Source organism: Peribacillus sp. YIM B13482 (genome assembly GCF_042787975.1).
GTDB lineage: Bacteria > Bacillota > Bacilli > Bacillales > DSM-1321 > Peribacillus > Peribacillus simplex_A.
Window position 1 is genome coordinate 1 of sequence record NZ_JBHZPF010000039.1, and the last position, 17,352, is coordinate 17,352.

Annotated in this window: 17 protein-coding genes and 1 pseudogene; 12 read left to right on the forward strand and 6 right to left on the reverse strand. The window is 37.3% G+C overall.

What is annotated here, in order from left to right:
• Positions 1–484 precede the first annotated feature (484 nt).
• The 8 genes from ACFX4L_RS17380 to ACFX4L_RS17415 all read left to right on the forward strand — a co-directional run bounded on the left by ACFX4L_RS17380 (position 485) and on the right by ACFX4L_RS17415 (position 5,832).
• Positions 485–1,213, forward strand: coding sequence for an amino acid ABC transporter ATP-binding protein (locus ACFX4L_RS17380; RefSeq protein WP_089364249.1), 729 nt, complete (start codon positions 485–487; stop codon positions 1,211–1,213).
• 22 nt (positions 1,214–1,235) lie between these two features.
• The gene (locus ACFX4L_RS17385; protein ID WP_289337499.1) at positions 1,236–2,063 is read left to right on the forward strand and encodes a transporter substrate-binding domain-containing protein; all 828 of its coding nucleotides are present in this window, start codon (positions 1,236–1,238) and stop codon (positions 2,061–2,063) included.
• Between the two features lie 107 nt (positions 2,064–2,170).
• A complete protein-coding gene (locus ACFX4L_RS17390) occupies positions 2,171–2,809 on the forward strand; it encodes an amino acid ABC transporter permease (protein WP_089364247.1) in 639 nt (212 codons plus the stop codon).
• Positions 2,810–2,823: 14 nt separating this feature from the next.
• Positions 2,824–3,474: an amino acid ABC transporter permease gene (locus tag ACFX4L_RS17395; protein ID WP_034307000.1), complete on the forward strand. Its 651-nt coding sequence runs from the start codon at positions 2,824–2,826 to the stop codon at positions 3,472–3,474.
• 589 nt (positions 3,475–4,063) lie between these two features.
• Entirely contained in the window at positions 4,064–4,345 is a 282-nt protein-coding gene (locus tag ACFX4L_RS17400) for a DUF4190 domain-containing protein (protein ID WP_284470611.1), read from the forward strand.
• A gap of 109 nt (positions 4,346–4,454) precedes the next feature.
• The gene (locus ACFX4L_RS17405) at positions 4,455–4,775 is read left to right on the forward strand and encodes a type II toxin-antitoxin system HicB family antitoxin (RefSeq protein WP_061463409.1); all 321 of its coding nucleotides are present in this window, start codon (positions 4,455–4,457) and stop codon (positions 4,773–4,775) included.
• Between the two features lie 392 nt (positions 4,776–5,167).
• On the forward strand, positions 5,168–5,593 hold the full coding sequence (locus tag ACFX4L_RS17410) for a nucleoside 2-deoxyribosyltransferase (RefSeq protein WP_284470612.1): 426 nt from the start codon (positions 5,168–5,170) through the stop codon (positions 5,591–5,593).
• Positions 5,594–5,703: 110 nt separating this feature from the next.
• Positions 5,704–5,832 (forward strand): hypothetical protein, encoded by a 129-nt coding sequence (locus ACFX4L_RS17415; protein ID WP_377385689.1) that lies wholly within the window; start codon positions 5,704–5,706, stop codon positions 5,830–5,832.
• 399 nt (positions 5,833–6,231) lie between these two features.
• On the opposite strand, the gene ACFX4L_RS17420 is transcribed toward ACFX4L_RS17415, so the two are convergent.
• Complete coding sequence (locus ACFX4L_RS17420) at positions 6,232–6,978, reverse strand: L,D-transpeptidase family protein (protein ID WP_284470613.1); 747 nt, start codon at positions 6,976–6,978, stop codon at positions 6,232–6,234.
• 217 nt (positions 6,979–7,195) lie between these two features.
• Between ACFX4L_RS17420 and ACFX4L_RS17425 the strand changes: the two genes are divergently transcribed.
• Positions 7,196–7,648: a YueI family protein gene (locus tag ACFX4L_RS17425; RefSeq protein ID WP_377385694.1), complete on the forward strand. Its 453-nt coding sequence runs from the start codon at positions 7,196–7,198 to the stop codon at positions 7,646–7,648.
• A 438-nt stretch (positions 7,649–8,086) separates the two neighbouring features.
• On the opposite strand, the pseudogene ACFX4L_RS17430 reads toward ACFX4L_RS17425, so the two are convergent.
• The 3 genes and pseudogenes from ACFX4L_RS17430 to ACFX4L_RS17440 form a co-directional block, all read right to left on the reverse strand.
• Positions 8,087–8,228: pseudogene (locus ACFX4L_RS17430) on the reverse strand (IS5/IS1182 family transposase); the annotation flags it as partial.
• 556 nt (positions 8,229–8,784) lie between these two features.
• A complete protein-coding gene (locus ACFX4L_RS17435) occupies positions 8,785–9,852 on the reverse strand; it encodes an AI-2E family transporter (protein WP_284470615.1) in 1,068 nt (355 codons plus the stop codon).
• A 309-nt stretch (positions 9,853–10,161) separates the two neighbouring features.
• Positions 10,162–11,430, reverse strand: a complete 1,269-nt coding sequence (locus ACFX4L_RS17440; protein ID WP_284470616.1) for an L-lactate MFS transporter — start codon at positions 11,428–11,430, stop codon at positions 10,162–10,164.
• 693 nt (positions 11,431–12,123) lie between these two features.
• On the opposite strand from ACFX4L_RS17440, the gene ACFX4L_RS17445 reads away from it, so the two are divergent.
• Positions 12,124–13,212 (forward strand): branched-chain amino acid aminotransferase, encoded by a 1,089-nt coding sequence (locus ACFX4L_RS17445; protein ID WP_377405739.1) that lies wholly within the window; start codon positions 12,124–12,126, stop codon positions 13,210–13,212.
• A 40-nt stretch (positions 13,213–13,252) separates the two neighbouring features.
• Here the strand turns inward: ACFX4L_RS17445 and ACFX4L_RS17450 are convergent, their stop codons facing one another.
• Entirely contained in the window at positions 13,253–13,939 is a 687-nt protein-coding gene (locus ACFX4L_RS17450) for a helix-turn-helix transcriptional regulator (RefSeq protein WP_377385698.1), read from the reverse strand.
• 138 nt (positions 13,940–14,077) lie between these two features.
• Between ACFX4L_RS17450 and ACFX4L_RS17455 the strand changes: the two genes are divergently transcribed.
• Positions 14,078–14,965, forward strand: a complete 888-nt coding sequence (locus tag ACFX4L_RS17455) for a R2-like ligand-binding oxidase (protein WP_284470619.1) — start codon at positions 14,078–14,080, stop codon at positions 14,963–14,965.
• Positions 14,966–15,971: 1,006 nt separating this feature from the next.
• Here ACFX4L_RS17455 and ACFX4L_RS17460 read toward each other — a convergent pair.
• Positions 15,972–16,226, reverse strand: coding sequence for an alpha/beta-type small acid-soluble spore protein (locus ACFX4L_RS17460; RefSeq protein ID WP_061463398.1), 255 nt, complete (start codon positions 16,224–16,226; stop codon positions 15,972–15,974).
• Positions 16,227–16,491: 265 nt separating this feature from the next.
• On the opposite strand from ACFX4L_RS17460, the gene ACFX4L_RS17465 reads away from it, so the two are divergent.
• Positions 16,492–17,226: a YqcI/YcgG family protein gene (locus ACFX4L_RS17465; protein ID WP_377405741.1), complete on the forward strand. Its 735-nt coding sequence runs from the start codon at positions 16,492–16,494 to the stop codon at positions 17,224–17,226.
• Positions 17,227–17,352: the final 126 nt, after the last annotated feature.

Consider the following 17,352-nt stretch of genomic DNA (forward strand, 5'->3'; position numbering starts at 1 on the left):
GTCTCGCACTTCCGCTCCAATCAACCTTAAATAGTTTCGTTTTAAAAACAACAATCTTTACGAAAAGAGCCTTTTTTTATCATTTAAAGCTCGATATGCTTACGGGAAATAAATATTTTTTTACAAAAAGAGGGAATAGTTCAGGGGATATAAGTTTATAATATCAGTTTTATGAAATACAGCAATTAATATCATAAAATATGATATCATTTTTAACAATTTAAAGTTTATATGGTAATTTTAAGAAATATTATATATAATGAAAAATGAGAATATTGAATATATTATTTAAATTACTAGTTTAAAATAACAAAAAAAAGGGCTTTTCACTATCGCTAACGAAATATTGGGAAATAATACTTGAAGAAAGGATTATACATAAGTTTTGATTCAAGTTAAGGAGAATGCTATATTACGTTCTCTGAATTCTGACTATTATAAATTTTCAGTTTTGGCGGTTTGATTATGGGCAGGGAGGTTAATTATGATAGTTTTTGACCGAGTGAATAAGTATTATGGCGATTTCCATGTATTGAAAGAAATTAATCTTACAATTAAGAAGGGGGAAGTGGTAGTGGTCATCGGACCGTCCGGATCAGGGAAAAGTACACTGCTTCGATGCATTAATCGTCTAGAGACCATTTCGGAAGGTTCCCTTTCCATAAATGGTTTAAATGTAGCGGATAAAAAAACGGACATAAACAAACTCCGTCGGAATATCGGTATGGTTTTCCAGCATTTTCACTTGTATCCTCATAAAACTGTGCTCGAGAATATCATGCTTGCTCCCAGGAAGGTTTTAGGGCAATCCGAAGAGGAAGCAAAAAAGATTACACTAAAGTATCTGGATAAAGTGGGGATTGGCGATAAAGCGAATTCATTTCCTTCTCAGCTTTCAGGTGGACAGCAGCAACGGGTAGCGATCGCCAGAGGTTTGGCAATGGGTCCCGAAATCATGTTATTTGATGAACCTACCTCAGCCTTGGATCCTGAAATGATTGGCGAGGTACTGGATGTAATGAAAGCACTTGCCCATGAAGGAATGACGATGGTGGTGGTCACGCACGAAATGGGATTTGCCCGTGAAGTAGCGGATCGAATCGTATTCATGGACGAAGGCAGGGTTTTAGAAGAGGCATCACCGGCTGAGTTTTACGCCAATCCTCGGGAAGAGAGGGCTCGTTTATTCCTTAGCCGTATATTAAATCATTAAATAAAAAACAGGGGTGAATTACATGTTGAAGAAAAAGAAATGGTTAAAATTATCTTTGCTATCATTACTGGCTGTCATTTTATTAGCTGGATGTGGCGGGGGGAATGTTTCAGACAAAGCTGAAAAGGCTGGAGGTAAAGTCCAAGAAATTGATGTTCTTGCCCAAGTGAAGGAAAAGGATAAGATCGTTTTTGGGGTGAAAAATGATACAAGGCTATTCGGTTTGAAGAATCCTAGTACTGGAGAGGTAGAAGGCTTTGATATTGATATCGCAAAAGCTCTTGCAGCAGAAATCCTTGGTGATGAGAATAAAGTTGAATTTAAAGAAGTGACTTCTAAAACTAGGATGGCCTTATTGAATAATGGTGATATCGACGCAATTGTAGCAACCATGACAATCACGGAAGATCGTAAAAAAGAAGTTGACTTCACTGATGTTTACTTCGACGCGGGACAATCTTTGTTAGTCAAAAAAGGCAGCGATATCAAGGGCATTGATAGTTTAAAAGGGAAAAAGGTATTGGCAGTCAAGGGCTCTACTTCTTCCATAAATATCCGTGAAAAAGCTCCTGACGCACAAGTGCTTGAATTTGAAAACTATTCCGAAGCTTTCGCTGCACTTAAATCAGGACAAGGGGATGCATTGACCACGGATGATTCCATCCTTTATGGAATGGCGGATGAGGATCCAAATTATGAGCTTGTTGGCGGTACATTTACAGACGAGCCTTATGGAATTGCTGTGAAAAAAGGAAATGCGGACTTTGTTGCCGAATTAAATAAAGCCCTTAAGTCACTTAAAGATTCAGGCAAGTACGATGAAATCCATGATAAATGGATTAAACATTAAATATTTTTAGCAAATGTATAAGGGAAGCTGACCCTAAATAACATTTTAACATTTGTCTGTGAGGATGAGCGTTTTGCTCATCCTTACTAGTTAAAGGAGTGTATGCCGTGCTAGATTTCTCCATTTTAACAGAGAATCTGGATATGTATTTATTAGGCTTTAAAAATACAATCATGTCGAGTTTGATTGCATTGGTAGCGAGTTTGATTCTTGGTGTGCTTATTGCTATCATGCGGATTGCGCCGATAAAGCCACTAAACTGGCTGGGTACCGCCTATGTCGAGTTCATTCGGAACATACCGTTATTGATCATTACCTTTTTCTTCTTTCTTGGTCTTAAACTAAGCGGTCTATACGCAGGGACATTAGCATTGACCATTTACACTTCATCTTTCATAGCTGAGGCAATTCGAGCAGGCATACTTTCCGTGCCAAAGGGTCAAATGGAAGCTGCCCGTTCTTCAGGTCTGACATATGGGCAGGCAATGAGGCTCGTCATTTTGCCACAGGCCGTTAAAATAGTCATTCCTCCTTTAGGAAACCAATTTATCAATCTAGTTAAGAATTCTTCCATTTTAGCCGTCGTTGCAGGACTCGATCTTATGTACCACGGGGATTTGATTTCTTCAAGGACATTTGTCGTGTTTGATGTGTACATTTTCGTTGCAGCATTTTACTTAATACTTACCATTCCTTTAAGTTTTGGCGTTGGTTATTTGGAAAAACGTCTGGCTAAGAGTAATTGAGGGAGGTATATCATATGGATTTTGCAGGTGCCTATACACCAGATAATCTTAAGTTTTTATTAGAAGGATTTTGGGTAACGCTCCAGGTAGCTTTTATATCCATTATTCTAAGTTTCATTATTGGCGGGCTTGTAGGTATAATCCGATACGCAAAGGTGCCGGTGTTATCACAAATATTGGCTTTGATTGTAGAAACGGTACGTAATTTACCGCTGTTATTAATAATATTTTTTACGTATTTTGCTTTGCCGGAAATAAGGATTAAACTGGAAATCATTCCAGCAGCCATTGTTGCCTTGACAATTTTCGAGTCAGCCATGCTTTCTGAAGTCATTCGAAGTGGGCTAAAATCCATCGATAAAGGCCAAATGGAAGCTGCCCGTTCATCAGGCTTGAGCTATACACAGGCATTGATACATATTATTCTGCCCCAAGCGCTGCGCCGCATGGTTCCTCCTATTGTCAGCCAATTCATTTCTTTATTAAAGGATACCTCTTTAGCTGTTGTCATCTCTTTACCGGAGCTGACTCATCATGGTCAAATCATTTATGGACAAAGTCAAAAGTATTTAATACCGATTTTGATCCTGGTAGCTCTCATGTATTTCATAGTTAACTATAGCCTTTCTTTGGTAGCACAGAGACTTGAATTGAAACGTACCTAAAAAAACGACTCAGAAATGAGTCGTTTCAAAATGTAGACAAACTCGATGAAAATCGAGTTTGTCTACATTTTTTTTATGGCTTGTACAATTTGAACGCTGATTGGAACGTAGGGTACTCGCTTTCCGCGGGGGCGGCCCACCCTCGGCGTTCTTTGCGCCTGTGGGTCACCCTTGGACACGCTTTTCCTGCTGGGGGAGTCTACTACCATCCGTTCCAATCAACTGGAACGTTTTAAGAAAAAACTGTAGGCTAGGTCTGATCCCGAACCCTTAATTAAGACTAGTTTATACTTTATGGTTTTTACCTGTTTTATGAAACCCTTATTAAATTGACGAAATTCGCGAAACTCCTGCCGAATAACTGGCTGGCGGAGGCCTCACAGACGCTTTCGGCGAGGTGCCTTGTCAGACAGTTGGCGAAAAGGGGACGGATTTCTGAAATCAACTGGTATGTTATGTAAGGATCCGACCAAGGGTATGGAATTTACCGGGAGGGTAGCAAGGAATATTAGAGATGGTGAATACAAAAATAATGAATCTTTTGCTTTTAATAACCGTATATATAAGGGGAAGAAAGAAGGTGGAATTTATGTCGGAAATTAATCCAACCAACAGCAAAGCGATTGTATCATTAATCATGGGGGTATTGTCCCTGCTTATTCCATTCATCGGCATCATATTGGGTATTCTAGGTTTAATATTTGCATCTAAGAGTAAACAAGAAATTAATCTTACTGGTGAATCCGGAAATGGTTTAGTGACAGCTGGTAAAGTGTGCAGCATTATTGGAATAATCCTTAATGTTATCGTGATTTTGATTTTTCTGGTGTTTTTTTGTTTCGTAGTAGATACGGACATAACAACCTATTGAATGTAAAAATAATCTTGACAAACAAAGAAAAAGTAAGTAAATCTATTTTTAATAGAATTTCATGTTATAATTAACTAAAATGCTATATATTGTATGAAGGGATGATATTTTGACCATTCAAATATTTGAGTATCCAGCCGTATTCTATTATGAAAAACACCCATTGATTATCGACTCTTTTTCCGTTCAAGTTTGTTTCCCGGATTTTAGGCGAGAAGGAATTATTTCTACCGTTAGCGGTAGGAATCGGGTAGATGCCTTAGCTTGTGCTCAAGAATTATTGGAATCCATGGTCGAACATTTTATTCATGATAAAAAAACAATACCGGATGCAAGTGATTTGGAAAAGGTAAATCTAGATAGGGGAATTAATATATGTGAGGCTGCACCCTTCAGGATTGAAATAGAAAATATCACATATGAAAAATAAAAAAACCTTGCCGGGTAGAGGACAAGGTTTTTATTTTGGATTTCTTGAAGGGTTTATCATACTTTATCACCCGGAATGTCAGTTTATAAGAATGAAAATCTATACAAAATGGATCGGTGGATTCTAATAGCCCTAAATCATCAATTTTTTTTACATAAGTACATGATCTTTTTTGTAAGGTTAGCTCCGGAATTTAATTTTTTTAACGAAAAACCATCATTATCTGTAAAGGAATGATGGTTTTTTCGCTTCAAATTTCTTTGATTGAAACGGTGTCATTTAATTATTTTTAATTTTTAGGGAAAGGATATTGCGTTCTTTATAACGAATATGTATAGTATAGTTAATATAGGTAAAAAGTATCAATAGTTAAATATTTTGGAGGTGTATGAGTGAAATATTATATAGCATCAGACGAAAAAAATTTGAAGCAAGTAAGGTCATTGATCAAGAAATTGACTTCAAAAGGATTTACATGTGTGAATGACTGGAATTTAATTGCGGATGATGAAAATAACCAAATTGCTGAAGGTATTGGAGAATATGAAAAAAGGGGGATTGAGGAAGCTGATTTCATGCTGATCTTCCTAACTGCAGGTAAAGGCAATCTTTATGAGCTTGGATATGCTTTATCATTAAATAAGAAAATTATTGTGTATTCACCTGAGAAAGACAATTATCATATTAATAAAAAATCAATTTTTCATAATCTGCCCGAGGTAACCATCTGCAGTGGGACATTTTATAAACTGGTTAAATTGATACATACGCTTTCTCCGGAAGGATCTGAAAAAAATGGTTCACTGCACCTTAAATAATTGTCAAATGTAAAATTAAAGGGCTACCCTCTAATAAAATATCTTTTGAACGAACTGTTTAATGTATTAAAAATGAGGGTAAAGACCATTAAAAAAGGGAGAGGACTATTTTGGCCATTATTGATATCGACCAATTATTGCGAGCGACTGAAGAGATTGCAGAAGAATCAGTTCCAATCCTTATTGATACATTTGATATTGATCAAATTTTAGATAAAACGGATTACTGGAATTGGTAAAGCAAAGCATGCCCAGTGAGGATATGCTTTTTTTTCTGAGTGAAATTAACCTGATTACCAGTATGAACATAATACAAGTAATCAGGCAATAAGGATATTTTAAAGAATTGGGTAATTTAAAACTTGCGTCCTTTTACGAATCCTAAAATCACAAACATTGCGATGGTGCCGATAACAAAAATTGACTTAATGGATAATATGAGAAGTTCATCGTACATTTGTATTACCTCCTTATATGTAATGCAGTGCGATTATGATTAGCTGTTTATGTAAAAATTATAACATAAAGCCAATAAGTGGCGGTGGGAAATTACAGACAATATGGGTAATAATGTATGGTTTGTTACAGTTTAGACAAAAAAAAAATATCCTCTAATCAGGGGATATCAGTAATAGTAATTATTTAAGTCCAAGTGCTTTTTTTGTTTGTGGTCCGACGACCCCATCAGATGTAAGATTTTTAGCCTTTTGAAATTTCTTTACAGCCATTTCGGTATTTTTTCCAAATCCCCCATCAATTCCTTTAGTGCTGTATCCAAGTTTCGTTAATCTTTTTTGTAGCTCAATTACTTGGGGGCCACTACTTCCTTTCTTCAGGAAAATGTAGGTATTCTGTACAGGTAGGCTTTTAGATCCGCTCACCTTATATCCATTCGTAGCAGCTATGGAAGCAAATGATTTATTCGAACTGGCAATTAAGACAACAGTGTTCATTCCCACTTTATCGTACAGCCATTGAACATCATCGTTATACATGCGAATACAACCGGCACTTATATACTTGCCAATGCTTTTAGAATCATTATTGCCGTGTATTGCGTACGTATTACCTGGTGTATTCCGTGCATTTATCCCCAGCCATCGTTTCCCCAGAGGGTTTTTTGGATCTCCTCCTTTTATGTTGCCTTTATAATAGGGACGATTCACAATCTTTGTCACGACCTTGAACTTTCCTTCAGGAGTATATGAGGCTTTTTTTCCTGTCGCCACGATGAACACCTTCACCAATTTATCATTTTCATAATAGGCTAGCTGGTTATTGGCTTTATTGATGATGATCAGTTGTCTTGCGGCTGCACCTGAAGTATTGCTGAACCCAACAAAACTAAAGGCGAATATCAATACAAATACAATTAATTTTTTCATGTTTTTCCCCGTCCCTCTTTTAAGCAACCTATATTCACACATATACTATCCTATGCATGAAGCGAAGCTAGGGTGACAATTTTTTTAAGGAAGGGTAGACTACAAAAGGGGAAAGTTAACCCCAACTACTTTTTACATTTAGCATTCCAAAGGAGATGGGCACTATTTTTGGCCATTTTTCATACATTATTGAAGTGAAACCGGAGGTGGGAAAAAATTGTCACGCCTAAAAGTGGAGGACTATCTAGAGCAAGGAATCTACGGTCCAAAAGAAATCAAGCCTGGCGAACGAAGGGAATTCCTGGGTACATTACGGGAGCGAGTCGTCATCGTCCTAAAAAAAAGCCAAGTCTTTGAAATGAATGTATATCCGGAGATTGAGCAAATGATGAAGCGGCATCCCCGTTCAAATTTGTTTTTAAATGGTCAGATGGACTATCAATATCTAGGGAAATATATTAAATTGGCAATAAGTCATAATATTCCTTACAAAATTGTTCTCAACAAAGACCATAACTCCGATTTGGGTCTAGTACTAGCAGAAAATAGTGCCATAAACAATGAAGTAATTTATATTGAGAAGAAAAATCAAGCCATTCAAGTAATAAAAAAGAAAAGCGTCAAAGCGTTTTTCAAACGGTGGATTAAAAAAATATTAAACAAACACTGAAGAACAAAGCCTAAAAATGAGTCACAGATGTTTAATATCTGAATTACTTTATTTACAGGAATTCGAGAGCATTGTGCATTTTTTAGACAAGAGCTAGAAGATTATATACATTCCTGCAATCATCAACGAATCAAGCTGAAATTTTAAGGCATGGGCCCGAGATTATCGGGTTCACGCTGCCTAACTAAATATCTTCGCTTAGTCCGTATACTACTTTTGCTTTTTCTTGCGGCCGGACACTATTCTTTTCTGAAATCAGGCACTTAATTTTTAAAATTGGCAATCTCGATCCATACTCATTACACCTCTTGAAAACAAAAAAAATCGGATAAGGCAGTTTGTAGACAAAAGGGGTTCGGAATTAAAACATTCCGAACCCCTTTTGAAATTCCCTTTGAATTTTTCTCAATTTTTATGGAATTGGGTCTCTACGAGCTGTTAGGCCATTTTTAGACCTTGCCAGGTCCAATTGGCCATCTTCTTTACTTTCATTGCAGGGAAAGTGACCATCGCCTGATCGACAATTTTTAAGTCCCCTTAAAGTAGTCCAACGCATACCATGCTTTTCTTTTGCATCTGCTTGCAACAGCTTCGGGTTTCCCAACTTTTTCAATTACTTGGCCAACAAGTGACTCTAAGATGTGACTATCATGCGTATTTCCAGGTGTACAATTGTCCCAAAAACAATGGCGGCCTCCATTTTACGAGCCAAATGGTTCGCTGGATCTTTTAATCTAAAGTAATCATTTCAAGATGATCTCGCTGAATAGAATCATGTTTAGAAAGCATCCTTATCACCTCAAGTTTTAATCCTTCTATTTTAAAACAAAAAAGACCGTAGGCAAAAGTGAACTGCCCCGTAAATGTTAGACACCAAACTAACATCGCCATGTTCTTTAAATTGAGGCTCCCAATTCTCTATTAAGTATTAGATTAACAATATATTTCAGTGGCAACCGTTGACAAATAATCCTTTGCTTTTATGGAAAAACAGCTATTACATTTATCTTAATGAAGAGTTGGTCATAAAAAAACCTCCAATTGTTAGATGGTTGTTAGATGGTGATCAACGGGGTGCAGTTCTAGGATAGGTCCCCGTAAATTGGTGGATATAAGGGGGATACAACCATTCCTGATTATGTGATCCTTTTTCGTAACCTATAAAACTTCCTGAAGTTTCCTATAATCGTTTTTACTACGGAATAAGTGGGGATAGCTATTAAAATGCCAATGAAACCATATATTGATCCTGCAGCAAGCAGCAATAAAATAATCGTCAGTGGGTGAATGTTGAGCCGTTTTCCCATAATATTCGGTGTAACCAAGTGCCCTTCGACCTGTTGAACGACTGTAAGTACAATGAGCACTTTCACTGCCAATCCAATGTCTTGCTGTAAGGCGATGAAAAGAGCAGGGATGATGCTTATAAATGGACCAAGGAATGGTACAACAGTAAAAATCATGGCGAATAGGGCTAATACGAGTGCATAATCGAGACCGATAATTAGGTAGCCAATATACATCAAAGTCCCAATGACGATTGATACGATGAATTGTCCGATAATATAAATTGATAGAGCTCTATCAACGTCTTTTAAAATCGTGTTCCCCTCTGATTCTACGTCGTTCGGAATAAATTTTAATAGAAATGGTCTTAGTTTATCTCCATCTTTCAAGAAATAAAATAAAATGAATGGTGTAATGACCAAAACGGTCAATACACTAGTGATCGTGGAGAAAATAGTATGGACATTCCCTAAGAGTTTTTCCGAATAATCTTTTAAATGTGTGACCGCTTTTTCTTTCAGATCTTCCATATTAACCATGCCAAAGTCATTTTTTTCAATTATATCTTCGGATTCTTTAGAGAATTCCTTGACTTTGCTTGGGAGGTTTTCAGATAATTTTTGAAATTGGTCCACAATTACAGGACTTCCAAAGTAACTTACCATCCCAATCATGCTGAATATAATCAAAAAGACGATGAAAATGCTAAAAGTCCTAGGGATATATTCAGTTAAAAAGTTAACGACTGGCCGTAATATGTAGTATAAAAGCCCAGCCACTATAATAGGGAAGAATATAGCTGCAATGATTTTTTGTAGCGGGAGCAAAACATAATCAATCTTACCTAGTAAAAATATAATTAAAATGATCAAAATTATTCCGCTTGCATATTTAAAAAACGGTTTATTGATCCACAAAACAATCCCCCCCTAATTCCATCTCTTACTTGATTCCCTTATTTGGCTTCATGTTAAACTATATAACTTGTTCAGTTTCCTATGACCAGTAACAGGGTTGGAATTCGAATTTCTTTTACTTTTGAAGTTCCCATATTTTTGACGGGCGCCAAGGTAGGAAAGGGGAGTCTGTCCAGATGCTTGTGAAGACTTATATTTATTGGATAATGTTCAAAAAACTAAAAAAAGGCATCATCAAAGTTAACCGCCGTTTTTGGAAGTTTACTTGAGAAATGCCTTTTTGCCAGGTCATAAGATACTTGTTATAAATTAGGATATTTTACTTAATGTATTCGTTAATCCTTGTTTCTGTCTTCTTTGCATTTTTTTAATGTCCAAACGCAACCAGATAGAGATGGCGAATGCTATCGCAATTAATACGGCGAAAACGTAGAATACCGGGATATAACTGTTCGTACTTTCCCTAATCGCAGTAACCAACATTGGTCCGCAAACTCCGCCTAGAGACCATGTAGTTAAAAGATACCCGTGAATGGCCCCAATTTCCTTGGTTCCAAATAAATCCCCGGCAAATGCAGGTAGATTTGAAAATCCTCCCCCATAACAACTAACGACTAACAAGATGAGTCCTTGGAACAATAGTGTATTTGTAGTAGTTGGAAGTAAAAGGAACGCTCCAATTTGTATGATGAAGAAAATGACGAAGACATTTGGACGGCCTATATAATCAGAGGCCGCTGCCCAGCCAAGTCTACCTCCGCCATTAAAGATTCCCATAATACCGACTAATGTTGCAGCACCTGCCACAGAAAGCCCAACAACGTCTTGAGCCATAGGTGAAGCTACCGAAATCATCATGATACCCGCACTTGTATTAATTAATTTCATTGACCATAACATCCAGAAGTGTTTAGTTTTAACCGCTTCTTTTGCAGTTAATTGCCTTAGGTCTTTCTTCAATTCTTTTTTACCGGACTCAATATCTCTCATCATTCCTTCAGGTAGCCAGTTAGCCTTTGGAGGTGCAATATAGGTTGCACCTAAGAACATTAGGATGAAATAGCCTGCGCCTAAAATATAATAAGTTGTATAAATGCCAACGGATTCCATAAGGCTTGCAGCTACTGGGGCTGTTATGAGGGCTCCGGCACCGAAACCTAATACTGCCATTCCTGTCGCCAATCCCCTGCGATCAGGGAACCATTTAACTAAAGTGGATACTGGTGAAATGTACCCGATCCCCATACCAAGACCACTTAAAACCCCATATGTCAATAGGTAAAGTGGTAGTGAATCGACCATTACAGCCAACCCGGAACCAGCTTGTCCTAAACCGAATAATAAAGCAGCAACCAAAGCTGATTTTCTTGGACCATTTTTTTCTACATATTTCCCAAAGAAGGCTGCAGAAGTTCCTGCAAGCGCCATCATTATTGTGAATGCTAACGTGACTTCAGTTTCTGACCACCCCATAGTCTCAACCAAAGGTTTTTTGTATACGCTATATGCGTATGCACCACCAATGGAAAGGTGAATAGCGATAGCGGATAAAGCGATTAACCACCTGTTTTTTGTCATGTTGTTACCCCTTCTCGTCAAAAATAATAAAGTACCATGCGTTTTATCTATAATATTTTGATTTGCATGCGTTTTATCTATCTTGGGGATAAGTATATAAGATTATTTTTTAGTAGTAAACTACTAAATTGAATTTAACAACAAATTTGTATCTATGTACCATAATGGATTGAAATTGGAAATATATCTAAAAACCCATTCATGACCCCACTTTATGAAATGGTATAAAAAGTGTTTCATTCCTTATATGTTCCTTGTTAATATACATATAAGTATTAAGTTGAGTATCGGTTCGGATGCTGTAGCTCATAAGGAATCCGCTACACATCTTTTTATTCAGTCATTCCATTTTAAAGGAGTGGAAACGACAAGCGGATTACTGTCTGTTCCATGTTGAAAGAAATACAAAATTCACATTGGCATTATTGTTGATAATTTGTTAAAATTAACCCTAATATTCAGGAATTCAAGAAACCTGAACGAACAACTGGTTTTGATATTTATTGAAAAGTTTTAGGAATAACCGGTTCTTTTTTCAGGAATCATAGTAGGAAGTCTAACTCGTTTATTTTAAAAAATTCCGAAAATTTGGTCAAAAGGCTTGAACTATGATTCCTGATAGGAGTAAACTAATTAAAGATAGATTTTATGGAAGTGAAATCTTGTAAATTTATTCAACAAGGGGTTTTGGTAATGAAGGAACACGACATGCAAATCACGCTTTGTACAACAAAGAAAGAAAAACCACAGGCGGACCAGCTTGAGTTCGGTAAGCAGTTTACCGATCATATGTTTATTATGGATTACACACAAGGGCAAGGGTGGCATGATCCAAGAATTGTTCCTTATCAACCGCTCGCACTAGAGCCGTCAGCTATGATTTTCCACTATGGTCAATCTGTTTTTGAAGGATTAAAAGCATATGCAACACCAGAAGATGAAATAATCTTATTCCGTCCGGAAAAGAATTTCCAACGCTTAAATAGTTCAAATAGCCGATTGTGCATACCGGATATCGACGTTGATTTTGCATTGAAGGCCTTAAAAACTTTAATTAGCGTTGATAAGGATTGGGTTCCTCAGGCAGAAGGTACATCCTTATATATCAGGCCATTCATAATAGCTACTGAGCCTTACCTTGGAGTTTCTCCATCAGAAAAATATCAGTTCATCATCATCATGTCACCTGTAGGTTCTTATTATAAAGAAGGCATTCATCCAGTTAAAATAGCCGTGGAGTCAGCTTTCACACGTGCAGTTAATGGTGGTACAGGAGAAGCTAAAACAGGCGGGAATTATGCATCGAGCCTTAAAGCCCAGGAAGTATCCGAAAAGATGGGTTATGCCCAAGTTCTTTGGTTAGACGGGGTAGAGAAAAAATATATTGAAGAAGTTGGAAGCATGAATGTTTTCTTCAAAATTAATGGTGAAATTATCACTCCTGCTTTAAATGGAAGTATCCTTCCGGGTATTACCCGTGATTCCATTATAGAATTGCTTAAACATTGGAATCTTCCCGTGACGGAAAGACGTATTTCCATGGAGGAAGTCAAAGAAGCATATAAATCAGGTCATTTGGAAGAGGCCTTTGGAACGGGTACAGCCGCGGTTATATCGCCAATTGGTGAATTTTTATGGAATGGTGAAGAAATGATCGTTCAAAGCGGGGAAACTGGGGAACTATCTAAAAAGCTTTATGATACACTGACAGGTGTCCAAACAGGTAAAATTTCAGACGAGTTAAATTGGACTGCGAAAGTTGAAGAAAAAGTGACTCAATGATACTTAAACAAAAAAACCTTCTTTGAAGGTTTTTTTGTTTTCACATAATCATTTTGTGCCTTATTGCAACAGCCACCGCCTCAGTTCGGTGATTCACTCCTAATTTCCTGATTGCAGAAGAAATATGATCTCTGACAGTAAATTCACTAACGCTCATTTTTGATGCCATTTGCTTTAATCCTAAACCATTGGCTAAATATTGAAGGACCTCCGTTTCACGTTTACTTAGATGGTAAGTGGGAGGAGCCGAATCCAATGTTGAACTGACAGCCAGTTTCAAATAATGGGACAGCTTCATTAAATCATTCTTGGTAACTGGCTCGTTTGCCTGAATGGGGTCAACCAAAACAAAACCGATGACCATGTCATTTACAATTATCGGTATGATTGCCAATGATGAGATGGAAAATTTTTTAACGTATTTTGCAGGAATGGAGGATTGCGCATGTTGAATGGTTAAGTATATGGGTTTGTTATGGATGACAGCTTGGTGGATAGGATATATATCATGAATGTTTTCTTTAATATTATGTAATGAAAAAGTATCTTCACCAGTACATGCGCATATTCCTTCACCCACTCCTGTTAAACATGAGTAACTGAATAAAGATGCACGTTGAAAAGAAAAAAAATTCACACAGCCCTTTACAATCATTTGTGATTTATTTGCAATATCCTTTTGTTGGGAAATCTTTTTTACATGATTCATCAGGGTTTCCTCAAGCATTCGACTTTATTCCTCCCTACATTTTCAGTGCTAGGATAAATGCTAGTAATATCTTACAATATAATGAAAACTCTTACCAATTAAATAATTCCTTATGGATTCAGAAGTTTTCAGATCATATTTCAAGGAGGCATTTACATGAAAAGAAAGAATTTAACGACCACCAGCCGGAGTTTTAGAGAAGATACCCTACCATTTAAACTTTATCAAAAGGCAAAGAAATTCGGTATATGGAATCCCCGTGACATTGATTTCAGCCAAGATAAAGAAGATTGGAAGTCATTTACTGATAATGAAAGGGAAGTATTATTACGGATCATCTCCCTTTTTCAGGGCGGAGAAGAAGCCGTGACTTTGGATTTGCTCCCCCTCATTATGACGATAGCCAAAGAAGGTAGAATCGAGGAAGAAATGTACTTAACGACATTTTTATTCGAGGAAGCGAAGCATATGGAGTTCTTTCGATATACATTAGATCAAGTTGGTGAAAAGGGTGATTTGTCGGTTTATCACTCAGACATTTATAAATCCATTTTTTATGAAATATTGCCGGAAGCGATGGGGAAACTTTTATCAGACCAATCCCCTGAAGCATTGGCAGAAGCGGCCACTGTTTATAATATGTTTACAGAGGGCGTTCTTGCAGAAACTGGATATTTCGGGTTCTATCAGACTCTCGAAGCTAGTAAAATGATGCCTGGTTTATTAAAGGGCGTGGGTCTTTTGAAAAAAGATGAATCACGCCATATTGCTTATGGGACTTTCCTGCTGCAGAGAATCATCAGTGAACATCCACATATCTTTAAACAAGTTGAAAAGAGGATGGAGGAACTTTCACCATTGGCCATCGCGCTAAATACAGAGGGATATGATCGGTTAGGCAATCCATTTGGTAATGACAAACAAGCTGTTTTCGATTTTACCATGAAACAATTATCAGTACGGATGGAGATCTTGGCAAGGGCAAAAGGAAAGGGAATTGAAGAAATCTATCAAAGTAACGTAAAGGAATATGGGGTTTTGTGAAGCCGATACAGGTTACTAAGCTGCATTTCTGATTTTGGATGCTAAAGAAGGATTCCACAATGAATGGACACCAGGAACATGGAAGCTCGAATTGAAAAATCTTAATCGTAAATAAAGACAAGTTTATCTAAGGTGAATGGAAATCCTAGTTTCTGGTTAATGCCTTAGATTTACAGTGGTCCCAATACTCGTTCAATCATTCCGGACCTAATCAATGGTCATGGGGCCCATAGGATTATTCTCGTGAGTGATGTGGGTTTGGATAATGCAGGTGTAGTTAAAAAGTTCCGAAATTTTTGAGCAGACTTTAGGCACCAAAGCTGTTCCACCTACAAAGACATCAATAACTGTTGCTCATGCATTTCAGGCGATTTGGGTTATTGGAAAAAATTACCGATAGCAGTGAAGGATGGAAAAAGATTTAGGCAAGAATGGAAATGTTGAGTGGAAGCATGATGGGAATCACTGCATTTTGAAGTGCGCAGAATGCGATTCCGGTTCATAAAGGCATATGGAGCGGTATGACGTATTCCGAATGGTTTGGCCAATGCGGGTGTTATAACCGGTTGTCATGGAGTAAATTCCCGAAGTAATACCTGCCATAGACCCATTGAGAGCCAAAGCCTTTAAAGTGAAAATACATGATGAAGATTCAAAAGGGATCTTAGCGAAAGTGGTAGAAAAGCTCCGGGTTTCCTATTTGTTCTTGGGTATCCTCTGACTTCAGTGATATGGAATTAGCCAGACACATAGGAGAGAATGCTGACTGCAATATTGAGGGATACAGCTGCCACTAACTATCCGAAGTCGTCGGAATTATTAAGCTCAGAAATTTCAAGAGTTTTACCCGTGACCATCATTAATTTTTAAAAAAAGCCGCCCAAGAAGGGTAGCTTTTTTGCGAGTGCAATAACTGCCCTCCATCATGATAAGTCCCAAAATATTCGTTTTGTCAGTTTTCGATGATATGCCTACTGAAGCGAGCGTAACATTTTGGATTGAAAGGTTAATGTTTTTTTCCTAAGTTTTCCTGTGCCATCTTTATAAGTTCCTTGACCATGCCGCCTCCTAACTTTCCGCCTATTTTTCCATTCTGCTTGGATGTCAGCTCACCGTTATAGTCTTTTTTCAGCGGTACGCCAATATCTTTTGCTACTTCAAACTTGGCCTCTTCAGGATTCTTTGTACCAGCAACTTTGGCTTTTAAATCATCGAGTCCTTTTCGCGCTTCAGCTACCAGAATTTTTTTTCTCCTTGCCATCAAACATCACTCCTTGTTTTTTGTTAGGTTAACCTAAAGGAAAGAAAATGATTATCATGCGGAGTCAATTGTTTTTTTGCTGAACCGGTATTACATTTCTTGAGTGGGAATTGGAATCACAATGGAACGGGGAGGCACTTATCAAATCTTAAATAAAGAAGAATTTACATGAGGTGTACCTGATTGTGGTGATTGGCAGTTCGAGAGATGTTTTAGTTTATTTATAGTGGGTATCATTTAGTAAAACGATTTAAGGAGAACAATGATGCTGACTGTTAATTCAAATTTGTTAACGAAAGAAGATATGACAAATCCCGATCGAGTGCCGCAATGGCTAATTAAAGAATATCAAACTTTCCATAATACAGTGAAGGATAAAACGTTTCCTTGTTATTTTGGTATGAAAGCTGAAAATAAAGGGGAACTTCGTTATGCTTATATCACACAGGAAGATTGGTCCAATCTTCCAAAAGCAGTGGAAAGTTTTCTGGATTTATTTCAAGAACCACCATATATCAGGCATGGCCTGTTTGTCTTTATGGAGCCTGAACAAATAGAGGGAGATATAGGACTGTACCGAAAAAAGTTTTGGGATATCCTGCAATACCTACATAAAGAGGATAAAAAACCTTGGCCAATTAAAAAGCCGAAAGATCCCGAGCATTATTTATGGGACTATCATTTTGCAGGTGAACCAATCTTCGTCTTTGGCAATGCACCTGCTTATAAACAGCGAAAAACCCGTGATTTAGGAAATAGCCTTGTTCTTGGATTTCAACCCCGGATGATTTTTGAAGGATTAGAAGGAACGGAAAAAGGCGGGATTATGTCACGTGAAAAAGTTCGTGAACGAGTAGAGGAATGGGATAACCTGCCTAAACATCCTGATATCAGTCATTTTGGTGATGTAGATCATAATGAATGGAAACAATTTTTCATCGGGGATGATATAGAGCCGATAAAAGGGAAATGTCCCTTCCATCATAAAGAGTTAACTTAACCGAGGGCAAATTGCTCTCGGTTTATTATGACTTTAGGGTTGTAAAAAAACCAAGAGAAAATTCCTGAAATGCCCATTTTAATATAAAAAACATATTTCTTGCCTTCTTGGATTATCAGTCTTATA